The 16881-nt window shown below is 51.5% G+C and carries 16 protein-coding genes; 14 read left to right on the top strand and 2 right to left on the bottom strand.

Annotated features, from left to right (window positions below; all coding sequences use genetic code 11):
* Nucleotides 1–21: 21 nt before the first annotated feature.
* Nucleotides 22–777, bottom strand: coding sequence for a class I SAM-dependent methyltransferase (locus SE18_RS21365; protein ID WP_054536507.1), 756 nt, complete (start codon nucleotides 775–777; stop codon nucleotides 22–24).
* 581 nt (nucleotides 778–1358) lie between these two features.
* Between SE18_RS21365 and SE18_RS21360 the strand changes: the two genes are divergently transcribed.
* The gene (locus SE18_RS21360) at nucleotides 1359–2144 is read left to right on the top strand and encodes a TrmH family RNA methyltransferase (RefSeq protein ID WP_236706934.1); all 786 of its coding nucleotides are present in this window, start codon (nucleotides 1359–1361) and stop codon (nucleotides 2142–2144) included.
* Here the strand turns inward: SE18_RS21360 and SE18_RS21355 are convergent.
* Entirely contained in the window at nucleotides 2120–2725 is a 606-nt protein-coding gene (locus SE18_RS21355; RefSeq protein WP_201783521.1) for an HAD family hydrolase, read from the bottom strand. The two genes, SE18_RS21360 and SE18_RS21355, sit on opposite strands and share 25 nt — an antisense overlap.
* 131 nt (nucleotides 2726–2856) lie before the next feature.
* On the opposite strand from SE18_RS21355, the gene SE18_RS21350 reads away from it, so the two are divergent.
* The 13 genes from SE18_RS21350 to SE18_RS21290 all read left to right on the top strand — a co-directional run bounded on the left by SE18_RS21350 (nucleotide 2857) and on the right by SE18_RS21290 (nucleotide 16866).
* The gene (locus tag SE18_RS21350) at nucleotides 2857–5679 is read left to right on the top strand and encodes a glycosyltransferase family 39 protein (protein WP_152976715.1); all 2823 of its coding nucleotides are present in this window, start codon (nucleotides 2857–2859) and stop codon (nucleotides 5677–5679) included.
* A gap of 116 nt (nucleotides 5680–5795) precedes the next feature.
* Entirely contained in the window at nucleotides 5796–7034 is a 1239-nt protein-coding gene (locus SE18_RS21345) for a glycosyltransferase (protein WP_083470064.1), read from the top strand.
* A gap of 378 nt (nucleotides 7035–7412) precedes the next feature.
* Nucleotides 7413–8729, top strand: coding sequence for a nucleotide sugar dehydrogenase (locus tag SE18_RS21340; RefSeq protein ID WP_054536503.1), 1317 nt, complete (start codon nucleotides 7413–7415; stop codon nucleotides 8727–8729).
* A gap of 390 nt (nucleotides 8730–9119) precedes the next feature.
* A complete protein-coding gene (rpsB, locus tag SE18_RS21335) occupies nucleotides 9120–9887 on the top strand; it encodes a 30S ribosomal protein S2 (protein WP_054536502.1) in 768 nt (255 codons plus the stop codon).
* A 122-nt stretch (nucleotides 9888–10009) separates the two neighbouring features.
* Nucleotides 10010–10594 carry a translation elongation factor Ts gene (gene tsf / locus SE18_RS21330; RefSeq protein WP_054536894.1) on the top strand — a complete coding sequence of 195 codons (585 nt, stop codon included), beginning with the start codon at nucleotides 10010–10012 and terminating at the stop codon, nucleotides 10592–10594.
* 155 nt (nucleotides 10595–10749) lie between these two features.
* Nucleotides 10750–11496, top strand: a complete 747-nt coding sequence (gene pyrH, locus SE18_RS21325; protein WP_054536501.1) for a UMP kinase — start codon at nucleotides 10750–10752, stop codon at nucleotides 11494–11496.
* A 28-nt stretch (nucleotides 11497–11524) separates the two neighbouring features.
* Nucleotides 11525–12085 carry a ribosome recycling factor gene (gene frr, locus SE18_RS21320; RefSeq protein WP_054536500.1) on the top strand — a complete coding sequence of 187 codons (561 nt, stop codon included), beginning with the start codon at nucleotides 11525–11527 and terminating at the stop codon, nucleotides 12083–12085.
* 294 nt (nucleotides 12086–12379) lie between these two features.
* Nucleotides 12380–13531, top strand: a complete 1152-nt coding sequence (locus tag SE18_RS21315) for a type 1 periplasmic-binding domain-containing protein (RefSeq protein WP_054536499.1) — start codon at nucleotides 12380–12382, stop codon at nucleotides 13529–13531.
* Between the two features lie 62 nt (nucleotides 13532–13593).
* Nucleotides 13594–14076 carry a GNAT family N-acetyltransferase gene (locus SE18_RS21310; protein ID WP_054536498.1) on the top strand — a complete coding sequence of 161 codons (483 nt, stop codon included), beginning with the start codon at nucleotides 13594–13596 and terminating at the stop codon, nucleotides 14074–14076.
* 17 nt (nucleotides 14077–14093) lie between these two features.
* Complete coding sequence (locus SE18_RS21305) at nucleotides 14094–14606, top strand: phage tail protein (RefSeq protein WP_054536497.1); 513 nt, start codon at nucleotides 14094–14096, stop codon at nucleotides 14604–14606.
* 54 nt (nucleotides 14607–14660) lie between these two features.
* Nucleotides 14661–15176 (top strand): phage tail protein, encoded by a 516-nt coding sequence (locus tag SE18_RS21300; protein ID WP_054536496.1) that lies wholly within the window; start codon nucleotides 14661–14663, stop codon nucleotides 15174–15176.
* Nucleotides 15177–15220: 44 nt separating this feature from the next.
* Nucleotides 15221–15718 (top strand): phage tail protein, encoded by a 498-nt coding sequence (locus SE18_RS21295; protein WP_054536495.1) that lies wholly within the window; start codon nucleotides 15221–15223, stop codon nucleotides 15716–15718.
* A 20-nt stretch (nucleotides 15719–15738) separates the two neighbouring features.
* Nucleotides 15739–16866 (top strand): ABC transporter substrate-binding protein, encoded by a 1128-nt coding sequence (locus SE18_RS21290; protein ID WP_054536494.1) that lies wholly within the window; start codon nucleotides 15739–15741, stop codon nucleotides 16864–16866.
* Nucleotides 16867–16881: the final 15 nt, after the last annotated feature.

Here is a 16881-nt window from a genome sequence, read left to right as displayed (position 1 = left end):
ATCTATAAATCTATCGTGTGATTATACCGAATGATTGGGTTTTTGAGCGAGGGTCAAAATCGATAGCCCAAATGGAAAGCCTGCGCCCGATTCGAGCCAACGGGCTTCGAAGTTCATGGCCGCGCCAAATAGTTTGTTGGCCAAGCGGCTTGGCAATTGCATCGCCGAGTCGCTGGTTGGCGCACTTGGCCGAATTCGCTCGATTAAGCGCTGCACCAAAATCAAGGGAAACAGCAGACTGTTGATATACGAACTGCGTTCAATCGTAAAATCGGCGGCCCGCAATAACTGCTGAACTTCCTTGTTGGTGTAGCGGCGGCGGGTATGCACCGAGCGATCGTGAGCAGAATAGAGCCAATGGTAGGCTGGCATGCGCAGCAAAACCCAACCACCAGGCTTGAGCACGCGATAAATTTCTTGCAAGGCCGCCACTTCGTCGGGCACTGCGCGATGGTACAACACCTCAAACGAGGTTACCAAATCAAAGCTTGCATCGCGATAGGGCAAGGTCAGCACCGAGCCTTGGGTCAGCGGCGCGTCGGTTTTTTTGCGGCCCAACTGCACCGCCGCTTGCATCAAATCCAAGCCATAGGCTGGGCCATAATCGCCTAATAAATAGGCGACATTGCCCGCCGTGCCACAACCAGCGTCGAGCGCGCGCCAAGCGCGATGCACTGGCAATTGATCAAGCCATGCTTGGGCGATGTGGCGCATGCCGACATACCACCAGTGTTGCTCCTCAACCGCCGCCATCACGCTATATTCAATATCTTCCACAATGTTGCCTTTTAGCAAGAACTCCGCACAGACTATACCATATAAAGACCCTAATGTAAGGATAAAGTATGAGGGATGAAGGATGAAGGAAAGAACAGAGAGCAGAGGGATGAACATAAAATCAGAAGGCAAAAAGAACATAGAACAGAGAACAGAGAACAGATGGGGTTAAATTTAACGCAGAGGCGCAGAGAAAGCATGGCTATGGGCTAGCAGATGTTGGTTGGAAATCACAATAATTCTTCCAATAGCCTTAACCCTTCGTGCTCTTCGCGTTCTTCGCGGTTTCGGCCCTTCGCACGCTTCGTGCGCTTCGTGGTTACCTTCCTTTAACGCAGAGGCGCAGAGAAAGCATGGCTATGGGCTTTGGGCTATTGGAGATTGGTTGCAATCACAATACGTATTCCAATAGCCAACAGCCTATAGCCCTTACTTCGTGCTCTTCGCGTGCTTCGCGGTTTCGGCCCTTCGTGCTCTTCGTGCTCTTTGTGGATCAATTTTGCTGATTGGTTGTTACAATAGCTCCAGCACCAATTGCAACCAGAAAGTTTTAAACCATGTTAACCAGCAGAAATAACCCAATGATTAAACAGATTCGGGCCTTGCGTCAACGCCGCGAGCGCGAAGCCACAGGCCTCTTTTTTATCGAAGGCATTCGTAATGTCACCGAGGCAACCCAAGCCAACGCTGCAATCGAGCAATTAATCGTCGCCCCAGAGTTATTGCGCAGCCAATTTGCCCAAGAATTAGTTGTGCAGCAACGCCAACAAGGGATCACAATTCTCGAAGTGAGCGGCGAGGTGTTTGCCAGCCTTTCGAGCAAAGACGGCCCGCAAGGCTTGGCGGCAGTTGTTCAACAACAATGGTCTAGTTTGGCTGAAGTTCGACCCGAGCAAGGCCTATGCTGGATCGCGCTCAACGCGATCAGCGACCCTGGCAATCTGGGCACGATTTTGCGCACTGGCGATGCGGTCGGCGCCACTGGCGTGATCTTGCTTGGCGATTGCACCGATCCCTACGATCCAGCAACCGCACGCGCTAGCATGGGAACCTTATTCAGCCAGCGCTTGGTCAAAGCAACATGGGCTGAATTTCGCCAATGGCTTGGCCAAAGCGGCTTTAATCTGGTTGGCGCGGCAGATTCAGCTAGCAGCCATTATCGCAGCTATCGCTACCTCCAACCATTAATTTTGCTGATGGGCAGCGAGCGCGAAGGTTTGGATGCAGAACAACAAGCCCAATGCCAAGCCTTGGTCAGCCTGCCAATGCGCGGCCAAGCAGATTCGCTGAATTTGGCGGTGGCCACGGGCGTGCTGTTGTATGAAATTTTGGCCCAAGCCGATCAAGCAGCTGCTAACAAGGCCTGAATCTCAGCAATCGCCTGTTGATTTGAGCGATACAGAATGGCGTTAATCCCAACAGCGCGGGCGGCCTCAACCACCACCTCAATATCATCGAGGAAAATCATCTCGTGGGGTTGGATGTTAAGCCGCTCGCAGGCCAAACGATAAAAGGCTGGGTCGGGCTTTTTCAGGCCTTCTTCGTGCGAATAGATAATCAAATCGCAGCAATCTTCAAAGCCGTAGGCGGCTTGCTCGCGCTGGCGTGCGCCCACAAAACTATTGCTCAAAATCGCAGTGGTATAGCGTGGGCGTAGGCTGGCAAAAAATGCAAGTAATTCGTGATTAAGCGTGCCTAAATATTCAGCCCACAAATCGGCCAAAAAGGCTGCTAATTGATGTTCATCCAAGCCTAAGCGTTCGGCGATGCCAGCTTCGACTGCTTGCTCGCTAACCGTGCCGATGCTACCGCCGAGCCAAAGATCGTGCAGTTGCTGGTTGATGCTGCCAGCAGCCAAGCCCAATTGTTGCTCCCAATGCCCAATCCAGCCAGTTGGGGGCGTAATTTCCAACACGCCGCCAATATCAAAAACAATTGCTTTGATCATCATTGCCTCCAAATACCCGCCATCATGGCATAAAGCCAAGCCCAAATACAATGAAAAATGGCTGAAAAGCAGCGTCGCAATGCTCTGGTATAATGCCACGTTGTGATCGATGAAACGATATTGAGGCTGGCTTGATACAACACTGGTGGCAACGCCGCACTGCATGGTCGCTGCGTCAATGGATCATTACAATCGCAAGTGTGTTGCTGATAGCACTCGGGCTTTTAACGGCACTCTATCAGTTGCCAACTCAGGTGCGGATTGCCAGCGATGGTCTGGGCGATCAGCCTTTTTTGGTTTCGAGCGAGGCGCTTGGCCAAGCCGCAACCGATCTTGGCACGGTTTTCCCCGATGAACTTGATGCCAACGGCAATCGTTTTCGCTGGACACGCGGCAGCACGCAAATTCAAATTCCAGCGCTTGGCGCAAACAGCAGCTATAGCTTGGCGCTTGATCTGGTTGGCTGGCCCGACGATGTGTTGCGCAGCGATCTGCGCCAACCCTTCGTGCATGTGCTGGTCAATCAACAAGTTATCGGCGTGTTTGAGGCCAGCAGCCAACGTACAATTTATCAATTAAGCACTCCAGCGCTGAGCCAAAGCAACTTAGAGCTTGAATTGCGGCTCAGCGATAGCCTGCAACAACTCCCAGCCTTGGAAAACACTGCCACCTTTACGGGCACAACTCTCTACCCCAGCGACCGCCGCCCGCATGGCTTGCGCTTGTATGGCGTAAGTGCCACCACCAACACCGTTGGCCTGAATTTGCCTGCTTGGAGCCTGATTTGGCGCATGGCTGTGGCTTTGGGCTTGATTGTGCTGGCTGGCTGGCAGAGCGTTCGGGCGCGCTGGCCACTATTTTTGCTCAGCTTGGTTTTGGTGGCTTTTTGGCTCAATCTAGTCTATTTTGCCCGCCACTGGCTGCAACCATCGTTTGAACTTGTGTTGCTCAGCGTGGGCTTGCAAGCGCTCTGGAATGCACGCCAACTGCTGATTGATGGCTGGTTGCACTTCCGCGAGCGGCTGAGCCAACATTTCGATTATGGGCTGGGCTTCGCGGCGATTATTGGCTTGCTGGCGCTCAGTTGGCCGCCATTGAAACAGGCAGCAAATACCTGGCTGCCCAAAGCTCGCATGTACGATCCTGGCGCGATTATCGTGGTGTCGTTGGCGGTGGCAAGTCTGTTTATCGCCGCTTTCTACTGGGGCGATTTCAATCGCATGCTCGATCGCCTCAATCGACGCTTGCGCACGCGCCAAGGCTTGGGCTGGGCGGTGCTTGGCGTGCTGGTTGGGGTTTGGCTGCTCTATAGTTGGAGCGTAATTCGCCAAATCAACTACCTTGGCAACGCCGATTATTCGGATAATGGCGTGGTTGCGCGCAATTTAGTGGCTGGACGCGGCTGGGTTGTTGATTATGTCACCCAGTTTTTTAAGCTTTATCCCAATGGTAGCGTGACGCGGGTGCAAGAAACCTGGCCTATGTTGCAGCCAGTCTGGATTGCGCCATTTTTTGCCTTGTTTGGGCCAGAACCATGGGCTGCCAAAATCCCTAATCTGATCTTTTTTAGCTTACTTTCGATGTTGATCTACCGCATTGCCCGCCAATTATGGGATGCACGGGTTGGCTTGATCGCGGTGCTATTGGTCTTGATCAATCGGCATATGTTTCGTTTGATGATTTATAGCACTTCGGATTTGGCGTTTGTGCTGTTTTACGTAGCGGCAATTTGGTTGCTTTGGCGCAGTATTATGACCCACAGCAAAGAGCGCTTGCTTGGCTCGGGCTTAATCATTGGGCTGATGTGTTGGCAAAAAACCAGTGCAGTGATTGTGGCAATCGGCATGGGCTTATGGCTGATTTGGCGTTTGTGGCAGGTCGACGATCGCTGGAAAGCCTATCGCACAGCGGCTTTGTGGTGGGTATTGCCAGCGGTTTTGGTCTTTGCACCCTACATTGCGCGCAACCTCCACGAGTTTGGCAAGCCCGCCTTTTCGACCGAAAGCTACGATGCTTGGATCATCGGCTACACAAATTTCGATTCGATCTACAATATCTACACCAACGAGCAAGGCTTGCCGGGCAGCAATGGCCTGCCTGAACCAAGCTGGATTCTGCGTTGGGGCTATCAAAAGACCTTTGATAAAATTGGCAATCAATTTGAAGCCACCCGCAACTACCTATTGCCAGCCAGTCCCGCCTTGGGAGTATTAAGCGGACGCGGCAATTTGATGGGAAACAACGATCAGGGCGTGAATGGCAAGCCCTATGTTTGGTTGATGTTGGGAGCATGGCTGAGCTTAATTGGTTTGCTGGCAGCCCGCCGCCAACAAGCGAGCCTGATGGCCTTGGTTGCAGCCAGTTTCGCGCCCTATATCATGTTTTTAGCATTCTATTGGCACGCCGACGAAGAACGCTATTTTGTGCCATTAGTGCCGTTTTTGGCTTTGCTGGCAGCAGGCGCACTGGTGGCGATTCACGATGCCATTGCTCGTTGCTGGAACCAGCGCGGGCGACCTTTGGCCTTGGTGGTTGCTGGCTATTTGCTGGTTTTGGCGCTTACGCCTGGCTGGGTCGAGGCCGCCAATAAAAGCGCGACCGTGGTTGGCAGCGAATATGCCGAGTGGCAGCCCGATTTGCAGGCCTTTGAATGGTTGCGCCAAAACACGCCAGCAGAGGCTGTGGTAATGACCCGTGTGCCGTGGCAGCTCAATTTCCATGCCGAACGCGCTGCGGTGATGAACCCAAATGTGGCCGATTTGAACGTGATCAAGCAGGTTGCAACGTATTACAAAGCCTCGTTTATCGTGGTCAATGCTGTGCAAAACAACAAAGATCAAGCCCAAATTGGCTTAGGTCGTTTGCTGCGAGGCGAGGAACTAGCGGGCTTTAAGTTGCGGGCCAGTTTTGCGGGGCCAAAAAATCGCACAGTCTACATCTACGAAATTCAATAACGCCAGTTTGCTGGAGCCAAAACTGGCGCATCAACGTTCCAAAGACTCCAAGTTTGATTTCACCATCATACGAGGCTATAGCGTTGGCTACTAGCTTATGAGCGAATAGTGATTGTATGCGCATACTCATGATTGCGTCGTCGTTTCCCAAATATCCCGGTGAGATGACTGCGCCCTTTATCGAAGAAATTGCCGCAGCCGTGGTCGAGCGTGGCCACGAGGTGCACATGCTGTTGCCTGAGCATCCAGAATTAAAGCGCGGCGCTGTGGTTCGGGGCATCAAGCTGCATCGCTATCGCTATGCGCCGCATCCAAGCTTGAGTGTTTGGGGCTATGCAGGGGCCTTGCATAATGATGTGCAGATGCGCAATGCTGCGTTTTTGGTCGCTCCCTTGGCAGTTGCTTCAGCCTGGCGCACGATGGCCCAGCTCACCAAACAACAACCATTTGATCTAATTCATGGCCATTGGGCGATTCCAAATGGCTTTCCTGCGTGGCTCTTAGCTCGCCAACGCAAGCTGCCGCTGATTATCAGCACCCACGGCTCTGATGTTTCGGTTGCTGAACGCAGCGCGCCAACTGGCTGGATCAACACGGCGATTATGCGCTATGCCTCGGCAGTTACCGCGCCATCGAGCGATTTGACTACCCGCGCGGCGGCCTTGGGCGCTGAACCACGCAAGTTGCATGTGCTGCCCTATTGTGTCGATGCCCACGATTTTCAGCCAGATGCTGCTGCTGGCGCAGCGTTTCGCCAACAGCATGGGCTGGATGCCAGCACGCCATTATTATTTACGGTCGGGCGCATGGTCGAGAAAAAAGGCTTTAACTATTTGGTGCAAGCCTTTGCCAGCGTATTGGCCCAGCATCCAACTGCCAAATTGATGCTTGGTGGCTATGGCCCAGGTTTGGAGCAATTGCAGGCCCAAGTTGCTGAATTAGGACTAGGCGCGAGTGTGCTGTTTCCCGGGGCAATTGGCCACGATGCAATCAACAGCGCCTTGAATGCGGCAACCATCTTTGTGCTGCCCTCGGTGCGCGATCGCAGCGGCAACGTCGATGGCTTGCCCAACACCTTGCTCGAAGCTATGGGCGCTGGGCGGCCAATTGTTGCCAGCAAGATTGCTGGTGTACCAGCGGTCATCACAGCGGGCGAACATGGCGTGCTCGTGCCACCAGCTCAGCCCCAAGCACTCAGCGCGGCAATTATCGATCTACTCAATCAACCACAACGAGCGGCGCAGCTCGGCGCAGCGGCGCGCTTGCGGGTTGAACATGAACTAACATGGAATCGCTATGCAGAGCGACTTGAGCGGCTGTATACAGCGGCGCTCAAACCAACAGATAAGGATTGAACTACCCTCACATCCTTTCTCCCTAATCCATGCGGCGAGAGGGTATAGCTCATTGGGGAAAGTTTAAATAATCATTACGATCCAATCCAATGATCTGATCGTTCATCGGCAACTGCATAACGTTCCCTGATTGCGCTTGAGGGGGTGCAGGGGGATTAAAGCCCCCTGCGTCTCCCGCCTTGAGGCGGGACGGAAGGGTGGTGACATCCAAGGGTTGATTAAGAACCAACCATTGGATGTCAGGGATAAGGGCATATCAACATAGGGGAATGCTCTAAACATTCCTTGCAACAGCAATTATTTTCGCGTCGGGCTTGCTTGGCGCATGGTTTTCAGTTTCGCATAGATGCAAATCTATGAAACAATAAAGGATTTAGCGTGAGTACCTTTGCAGATTTACGCAGCGCGATCGAAACACGGCGTGCTCAAGTTGGGGTTATCGGCATGGGCTATGTTGGCTTGCCAATGTTGGCCCGCGCTGGCAATGTTGGGTTTAATGTGCTTGGCTTCGATATTAGCGTCGAACGAATCGCCAGTATCAACAATGGCGTGAGCTACATCGGCGATGTGCCAAGCAGCGATTTGGCCGCGCTGCGCAATAATAATTTGATCGAGGCAACCGCCCAGTTTGAGCGCTTGCGCGATTGCGACATTATTATTATTTGTATGCCCACCCCGCTCAACGAGGCCCGCGACCCTGATATGAGCTACATCGAGGCGGCAACCAATGAGATTGCCGAGCGCCTGCGCCCCGGCCAATTAATTATTCTCGAAAGCACAACTTACCCGGGCACGACGGTTGAAGTTTTGAAGCCAGCCTTCGATGCTTGCAATTTAACGGTTGGCGAAGATTACTTTTTGGCCTTCTCGCCAGAACGAATCGATCCCGGCTCAGTCAATTTCAAGGTGCACAATATTCCCAAGGTTGTTGGTGGGGTTACGCCGCAGTGCAACGAACTGACCTCGTTGTTCTATGGGCATATCGTTTCGGCGGTAACCGAAGTTTCGTCGCCAGCAGCCGCCGAAATGACCAAGCTATTTGAGAATATTTTCCGCAATGTCAACATTGCTTTGGTTAACGAATTAACCTTGATTTGTGACCGTATGGGCTTGAATGTCTGGGAAATTATCGATGCAGCGGCAACCAAGCCGTTTGGTTTTATGCGCTTCACGCCAGGCCCAGGCTTGGGCGGCCATTGTATTCCGCTTGATCCCTTCTACTTGGCGTGGAAAGCACGCCACTACGATATTTCGGCGCGCTTTATTGAGCTAGCAGGCGAAATCAATTTGACCATGCCACGCTTTGTGCGCGACCGCATTAGCCATGCCTTGAACGACCAAGAACGCAGCATCAAAGGCTCGACGATTGTGCTACTAGGCGTGGCCTACAAAAAAGACATCGACGACTACCGCGAATCGCCAATCTTCAAAGTGATGGATTTGCTGGCGGCTGATGGAGCGAATGTCTATTGTTGCGATCCGCATGTAACCGTATTTTATGATCACCATAATCATGAATACCAAACCGTGCCCTTGACCGATGAACTGCTGCAACAAGCCCATTGTAGCGTGATTATTACCGACCACAGCGCCTTTGATTATGCCAACATCGTTGCCCAAAGCAAAGTTGTGGTTGATACCCGCAATGCAACGCGCGAGGTCAAAACCCACCGCGAAAAAATTCGCCTATTGTAGCTGAGTTTTTAACCACGAAGGACACGAAGAGCACGAAGTAAGGCTTTTGGCTAGCGGAATAATTATTGGATTTCAAACCAATCTCCGCTAGTCAAAAGACCATAATCCAAACTTGCATCCCACCTTTGCCTTTTGATTTGGCATTTCATCCCTCATACTTCATCCTTCTGATTTTATGTTCTATGCTCTATGTTCTTTGTTCTAGCTTCTCCCTTTTGATTTTTGCTTCTAGTCGTGCTATACTAATCGACGGTGTGCCAGCCTTGGGCTGGTCGCTAGTGACGCACGTCGTCTGCATGGCACCGCTCCTGCCGATCCTCTGGGTGATTGGTTCAGTGCTGGAATAACTGCGGCGGCGGAGGAAAACATTATTTTGTAAGGAGTCATCCCTTGACCGACACAACTACCAACCGTGTAGTGTCGCTGAAGGCCCTGCTTGAAGCAGGTGTTCACTTCGGCCACCAAACCAAGCGCTGGAACCCCAAGATGCGTCCGTATATTTTCACGGATCGCAATGGGATTCACATTATTGATTTGCAACAAACTGTTACCACGTTGCAAAGCGCCTATCGCTTTGTAGCCGATGCAGTTGCTGGCGGCGGCAAGGTGCTTTTCGTAGGCACCAAGAAGCAAGCTCAAGAAGCTGTGCGCGACGAAGCCACCCGCTCAAATCAATTGTATGTAACCCAACGCTGGATGGGTGGTCTGTTGACCAACTTCTCAACGATCAAAAGCCGCTTGAAATTCTTGCACGACTTGGAAGCGCGCCGCGACCGTGGTGAATTCAACTTGGTTACCAAGGCTGAAGCATTGAAGTTGGAAGACGAAATCGTAAAATTGAACCGCGTATTCGGCGGGATCAAAACGATGGAACGCTTGCCAGCAGCTATGTTCGTGATCGACCCCCACAAAGAAACCTTGGCCATTAGCGAAGCTAAGAAGCTGGGGATTCCGGTGGTGGCAATGGTTGATACCAACTGCGATCCCGATCCAATCGATTACCCAATCCCATCAAACGACGATGCGATTCGCGCTATCCGCCTGATGGCTGGCAAAATTGCCGACGCAGCGTTGGAAGGCCAAAACCGCCGTCAATCACAACATGTCGAAGAACGTGCATTGGCCGAACAAACCAAGTACGAAGAAGACGCATTCTAGGCCGAGGTCATTCCGGCCTGCGCTCGCGAATGCCGTCCTAGTATCGATAGACACCAGAACCCCGGACGAGCAACAATGCTCGTCCGTTTTTACAACAAGGAGAATACCCTGTGAGCATCTCGATGGATCAAGTCAAGGAACTTCGCGAACGCACCGGTGCTGGCATTCTCGATTGCAAAAAAGCATTGACAGATACCAGCGGCGACGTTGACGCTGCAATCAAAATCTTGCGCGAAAAAGGCTTAGCTGCTGCCGCCAAGAAATCATCACGGGATGCCAGTGACGGTCGGGTTGAAGTTTATGTGCACCCAGGCAATAAAGTTGTTGCCATCGTGGAAGTAAACTGCGAAACCGACTTCGTGGCCAAAACCGACGATTTCAAAAAATTGGCCTACGATTTGGCCTTGCACGTTGCTGCAACCAACCCAGCTTATGTCAATCGCGAAGATGTGCCAACAGCAGAAGTCGAGCGCGAACGCGAAATCTTGCGCCAACAAAATGTCGACAGCGGCAAGCCTGCCAACATTGTTGAAAAAATTGTTGAAGGTCGCATCGAGAAATTCTATGGCGAAATCGTTCTGCTCGAACAAGAATTCGTCAAAGATCCAAGCGTCAAAATCAAAGATTTGGTGCAAGAAGCGATTGCAAAATTGGGCGAAAACATCGTCGTGCGCCGCTTCAGCCGCTTTGAAGTTGGCAGCAACTAAACAGTGCGACGATTGGCGCAACCCAATCTAGGCACTCTCAACCGTCGTTTGTGGATTGGACTCAATCCGCAGGCGGCGGTTTTTTTCTGAAATTAGGCAGCTGTTTGTTTCTTCCTTGCTTTTGATCTTTTGACTTTCACTTGGAGGGTTCTGGTATGCAACCACGCTATAAACGGGTTTTGCTGAAGCTCAGTGGCGAAGCCTTGGCTGGCGATGGCAAAACCAATATTTCGCCTGACGTGTTAAACTATATGTCAGCCGAAATTAAGCGATTGTTGGCGCATGGGGTGCAAGTGGCAATTGTGCTTGGCGGCGGCAATATCTGGCGTGGTGGCCCAGCAATCAAAGCTGGCATGGAACCACCCCAAGCTCATTATATGGGCATGCTTGCAACCATTATCAATGCCTTGGCCTTGCAAGATGCACTTGAGCGCAACGGCATGCAAACGCGGGCCATGACAGCAATTAAAATGGATGAAGTCGCAGAATCGTACATTCGCCGCCGAGCAGTGCGCCATATGGAAAAAGGCCGAGTGGTCATTTTGGCCGCTGGCACTGGCAATCCCTATTTCACCACCGATTCCGGCGCTGCCTTGCGCGCCGCCGAACTCGACGCCGATGTGATTCTGATGGCCAAAAATCGGGTTGATGGGGTGTATAGCGCTGACCCACGCACCAACCCCACAGCAACCAAATTTGACCATATTACCTATTTTGATGCCCTGACTCGTGGCTTAACGATTATGGACAGTACGGCGCTGACCTTTTGCATGGATAATAACTTGCCTATCATTGTATTCAGCCTCGATACCCCAGGCAATTTGGAACGAATTGTGCTAGGTGAGCAGGTTGGAACCTTGATTAGCAATGCCAGTACTGAAGCCCCCGCTACCTCTGCGTAGCGCTAGCCAACTACAAGGAGTTTTTTGTATGACAGTCAAAGATGTCTTACGCGATGCCGAAACCAAAATGAAAAAGAGCATCGATTCGTTGCGCCATACCCTTGGCGCTGTGCGCACTGGCCGCGCTTCTCCCGCGTTGGTCGAAGATTTGAAGGTTGAATATTATGGCGCTGAAATGCCACTCAACCAATTGGCCAATATCGCCACCCCAGAATCCCGCATGCTGACGATTCAACCCTACGACCAAGGCGCGATCAAGGCAATCGAAAAGGCCATTCAAAACTCAGAGCTGGGCATCAACCCTAGCAACGATGGCCGCGTGATTCGCTTGGCAATTCCACAGTTGACCCAAGAACGCCGCAAGGAGTTGGTCAAACAGGTTAAAGCCAAAATCGAAGATGGCAAAGTGGCGATTCGCAATGTCCGCCGCGAAGCCCAAGATGCCATCCGCAAATTGCAGCAAGATAAGGCCATCTCGGAAGATGACGAGCGCCGTGGCCAAGAAGATTTGCAAAAATTGACCGACCGCTTCCAAAAAGAGGTCGAAACGATCGGCGCGACCAAAGAAGCCGAGGTCATGGAAGTCTAGGACTTGTGGTTTTGGCATCGTTACGACTGGGCCTAGCAGAACTAGGCCCAGTCGTATTGCTCAAACTGCCTATTTAAGCCTCAAAATAGACCTTGAGCTAAGTGTAAGGTTTGCTTTATCCAAGGCTCATTTCACCACCGCACCCCATGCGGTGGTTTTTAATGTTTTATCTATCAGCCTAGGTACTATACCCTCCTATGACCTTTGACCTATAAGGGTTTTAAAAGGCTATGGTATGCTTTTGGCGCATTGCCCGATCCAGACTAAAAACTTAATACAATTGAGGATGCCACCATGCCCGATCAAGACCACAATCAAGCCATCAATCGGCGGCAGTTTCTCAAGTTGGGTGCTATTTCAGGGGTGCTTGCCAGCATGCCAGAATTAGCGGCTGCCAACGAGAGAAGCCTTATTCGGCAACGAGAGCCAGAGGTAATGCAGGTTGGCCTGTGTCTGCCTACCCAACTGCATAGCCAGCAGGCAGTTCAGGAATTATTGCTCGGTTTGCAGTTCGCCAGCGCGCAAGCAGTGGTGCCCTTCAGGTTTAAGTTTCAAGCCCCGCAAACGATCGATCAAATTCTTAGCTCCAAACCGCCAGCAACCACGTGGTTGAGCCTTGGCACACCCTTGGGCTTGCAAATGCTCAGCGAAAGTTTGCCCCAACAAACGATCATTGCTGCCTCGCTCGGCGAACATTTTGCCGTTGCCAACCCCAGCCCCAATCTATTGATCAATAGTTTTGGCATGGCCGATGCTGCTTGGCAAAGCGCGGTTTGGGCCAGCCAACAGCGAGGCAAGCGCGCGCTTATTCTGCGCTCAACAACCCTCAGCGGCTACGATTGCACATGGGGCTTTGAACAAGGCTTGTTGGCTGGTGGCGCCCAGCTCATCGCCGATTGGAACATCACTCCTCAGACCAACCTCGCTGAGCTAACAGCCAAAGTTGCCAGCCTCAACCCCGATCTGGTGTATCTGGGATTAAATGCCGCCGAAGCCCAGCAGTGGTGGCAGAGCTTTACCCAGCCCAGCAACGCCCTGTGGATTACCCCCAACCCAACGCTTGAGCCAACCCTCGCTCAACGCTTACGCAAGCAAGGCCTCGAATTGGCCTATGCAGGCGGCTGGAATGCATCCACCCAGCAAGCGTTTCGCGAAGCATTTAGCAAAACCTATGGCACTGAGCCAAGCCAACATCACGCCTTAGGCTACGATACGGCCTTGTTGATTGCCAGCACCACAGCAAGCACCAAAGCTAGTAGCTATAGCGGTTTGCGTGGAACAACCAGCATCGATCGCTTCCAAACGACTAATGCGCCAACCTATCTGCACTTTTTAGTAAGCCAACAACGCCAAGCAGCGCCAATCAGTTTTGCAGCGCTCGATCAGGCCAAGGTTCAACAACAGCTTACTGCGATCCGCAGCGGCGTAACCCAACCCTATATTTAATAATGGCTAAAGCTGCGGTTCGCTTAATCGACTAAGGTTTGGTGTGCTGAAGGAGATCACCGATGATTGGATTAGCAGCCCCGCTGAGTCTGCGGGCAGTGACGCCGAAGGATGAGTCACTGCTGCTTAATTTGTATGCCTCGACGCGCGCCGCCGAAATGGCTCGCGTTGATTGGGATGATCTACGCAAGGCTGAGTTTATCAGCATGCAATATCATGCTCAGCACACCCACTATCTGCAACACTACCCCGATGCGAGCTTTCAAATTATTCAACACAAACAGCAAGCAATTGGCGACTGGTACACATTTCAAAGTTCAAGCCTGATGCGCGTTTTAGATATAACGATCTTGCCGCAGTTTCGTGGGCGAGGCATCGGTAGCAAATTGCTTGAATTGTTTTTGGCCCAAGCCAAAGCCAGTCAACGTCCTGTTCGCTTGTATGTCTATAAAGAAAATCTGCGCGTAAGTGCTTGGTACAAACGCTTGGGATTTCAAGCTGTCGGTGGCTTGAGTATGTACACCGAAATGGAATGGCGGCCTTAGTTTTTGGAGGATCGCTCATGGCACAACCGTATGTCGGTGAAATTCGTATGTTTGCAGGCAATTTTGCCCCAGCTGGCTGGATGTTCTGCGAGGGGCAGTTATTACCTATCTCAGAGTATGAAACGCTCTTTCAATTAATTGGCACAACCTATGGCGGTGATGGACAAGAAACCTTTGCTTTGCCCGATTTACGTGGGCGGTTCCCGTTGCACCAAGGCAATGGCTTCGTTTTGGCTGAAACCGGGGGGGTTGAAGAAGTAACCCTCATCATGCAACAAATTCCTAATCATACCCACGTATCATTTGCAACCAACAATAATGGCACAACCAATATTCCGCAAAACGCCATTTGGGCTACGGCTGGCTCAACCAACCTCTATGTGGCAGGGGCAAGCTCTGGTGATCTTTCGCCGTTTGCCTCCAATACGCTGAGCCTCGTTGGTGGTTCACAGCCCCATTACAATATGCAACCCTATTTGGTCGTTGATTTTATCATTTCATTGTTTGGCATCTTCCCATCACCAACCTAGGCGAAAAAAGCTGGGCTTGAATCGTTAAGTAGATGTAGTTATTGAGGTGCTTGTATGGCAGACCCATTTGTTGCTGAAATTCGGATTGTCGGATTCAACTTTGCACCCCGCGGCTGGGCTTTTTGTGATGGTCAGCTGTTGCCACTTTCGCAAAATACTGCTTTGTTTTCGTTATTAGGTACAACCTATGGTGGTAATGGCAAAAGCAACTTTGCCCTGCCTAATTTTCAAGGCATGGGACCCCAGCATCAAGGCCAAGGCCCTGGCTTATCCCCACGGTCACTCGGTGAAACGAACGGGGTGGAAACAGTAACCTTACTTCAAAGTGAAATCCCCAGCCATAATCACACCCTAAACTTTGTACCAATAGATGGCAATAACCCAAATCCAGTGAGTAATGTTTTAGGGGCAAGCGAATCCACTGATGCCTTTCGCAAGACACCTGATACCACATTATCCCAAACAGCCCTTGGGCTTACTGGCAATAACCAACCGCATAATAATATGCAGCCCTATCTAACCCTAAATTTTATTATCGCCTTACAAGGGGTCTACCCACCACGAACCTAAGTTCGAACGATCGGCATCCAGCTATTTAAAAGGATGACATTGATATGGCAGAACCATTTTTAGCCGAAATTCGCCTATTTTCGTTCGTATTTGCCCCCAAGGGTTGGGCTTTGTGTAATGGTCAATTATTGCCAATTAATCAAAATCAAGCCTTATTTTCGTTATTAGGCACAACCTATGGCGGCGATGGTCGCGTCAATTTTGGCTTGCCCGATTTGCGTGGGCGGATTCCGATCCATATGGGCAATGGGCATACTTTAGGCGAACGGGCGGGCGAACAAGCCCATACCTTGACATTAAGCGAACTACCAACGCACAACCACACCGTAGCTGCTTCAAACCAGCCAGCCAATAGCGGTAGTGGCTATCCGCCTGCTCGTTCAAGTGGGGTCAATGGCTATACTAACGCCCAGCCCACTGGGGCATTGAGCGGTTTAGCAGTAAGTAGTGTGGGTGGCAGCCAAGCCCACCTGAATATGGCTCCATTTTTAACGATCAGTTTCTGTATTGCCCTCCAAGGCATCTTCCCATCGCAGACTTAATAGGTTGAGGATTTAAAGGAATGAATAATCAGCGTTTGGGTATTGGTATGCTCGTCCCTTTCGCAGTCGATCGATCAGCGATCGCCGAGCAATTTGAGCAAGGCTTGCGTAGCGCTCTAGCTCCCAGCCTTCACGATGGCATGATCAAGGATGTTCATGTGGTTGTTGAAGAAGTTGGCGCTGGGGTGATTCTGCTTGAGCAAAAAATCCAACAATTGCTCGGCAATCGCCATGTTGATATTTTAGTGCTGTGGCTGCAAAGTGGCTTAATTGAATACATTACGCCATTTTTGGAGCGCATGCCACGCCCAACGCTGGTCGTCAACCTTGGTGAAAATATTCCACGCACGAGCGAACAGCATCCGTGGATTGTTCAACACAGTTTGGGGTTATGGCAGGCCCACTATGCGCTTGGGCGTTGGGCGGCGGAACATCCGAGCCGCACCACAGTCCATGCGCTGAGCCACTACGATAGTGGTTACGACCTGCATTATGCCCTTTTGGAGGGGTTTAACCATGCCGGCGGCGAGGCAGTTGGCCACTACCTGAGTCATGTTCCGCCCGATCGCGGCAATTTTGCGCCGCTTTGGCATTATTTGGCAGAAACCCCTAGCGAGCTGCTCTTTTATACAGCATGCGGCCCTGAGGCAAAACAATTTCTAGCGGCGTGGGCGGATAGTCCATTGCTTGGCAAACGATCGTTAGTCGTTAGTCCGATGGTTTGGTTTGAAATCGAGCCTGAGCGACGCTCACAACTAGCCCTAACCACCTGTTTGCCATGGCATCCAGATCTCCTTTGGTCAGCGAATGCAGCAACAAACCCATTTGAAGCATTAGCACAGCTTTTAGGCCTAGAAGCCGGAGCTTGCCTAGCTCAGGCCCTGCTTGAGTCGCCCAATTCCGATGATCAAGGGCTGTTGCAAGCACTGAGCAAGGCAGCCTGGACGACCCCACGTGGCTCAATCGAACGTTATTCAAGCCAACAAACCAGTGTGCCACAGTTGTACCTTATTCAAGCTCATCCAACCGATCAAACCAGCAACCAAGTTATCGCGCTTGAGCTTGCGACGCTTGATCTTAATCCACTGCTTCGCACCATTGAACAAGCGCCGCGCAGTGGCTGGCTCAACTCCTATTTGTGTGTCTGATGAAGGTAACCCAAA

It is taken from the genome of Herpetosiphon geysericola, from assembly GCF_001306135.1.
GTDB lineage: Bacteria > Chloroflexota > Chloroflexia > Chloroflexales > Herpetosiphonaceae > Herpetosiphon > Herpetosiphon geysericola.
This window is presented reverse-complemented; position numbering and strand designations above follow the sequence as displayed.

Bases quoted from the DNA above. Each gene is read 5' to 3' on its own strand.
- SE18_RS21300 (WP_054536496.1), top strand. From the start codon at position 14,661: ATGGCAGACCCATTTGTTGCTGAAATTCGGATTGTCGGATTCAACTTT.
- SE18_RS21290 (WP_054536494.1), top strand. From the start codon at position 15,739: ATGAATAATCAGCGTTTGGGTATTGGTATGCTCGTCCCTTTCGCAGTC.
- SE18_RS21305 (WP_054536497.1), top strand. From the start codon at position 14,094: ATGGCACAACCGTATGTCGGTGAAATTCGTATGTTTGCAGGCAATTTT.
- SE18_RS21315 (WP_054536499.1), top strand. From the start codon at position 12,380: ATGCCCGATCAAGACCACAATCAAGCCATCAATCGGCGGCAGTTTCTC.
- SE18_RS21355 (WP_201783521.1), bottom strand. From the start codon at position 2,725: ATGATCAAAGCAATTGTTTTTGATATTGGCGGCGTGTTGGAAATTACG.
- frr (WP_054536500.1), top strand. From the start codon at position 11,525: ATGACAGTCAAAGATGTCTTACGCGATGCCGAAACCAAAATGAAAAAG.
- SE18_RS21345 (WP_083470064.1), top strand. From the start codon at position 5,796: ATGCGCATACTCATGATTGCGTCGTCGTTTCCCAAATATCCCGGTGAG.
- tsf (WP_054536894.1), top strand. From the start codon at position 10,010: ATGGATCAAGTCAAGGAACTTCGCGAACGCACCGGTGCTGGCATTCTC.
- SE18_RS21360 (WP_236706934.1), top strand. From the start codon at position 1,359: ATGATTAAACAGATTCGGGCCTTGCGTCAACGCCGCGAGCGCGAAGCC.
- SE18_RS21295 (WP_054536495.1), top strand. From the start codon at position 15,221: ATGGCAGAACCATTTTTAGCCGAAATTCGCCTATTTTCGTTCGTATTT.
- pyrH (WP_054536501.1), top strand. From the start codon at position 10,750: ATGCAACCACGCTATAAACGGGTTTTGCTGAAGCTCAGTGGCGAAGCC.
- SE18_RS21310 (WP_054536498.1), top strand. From the start codon at position 13,594: ATGATTGGATTAGCAGCCCCGCTGAGTCTGCGGGCAGTGACGCCGAAG.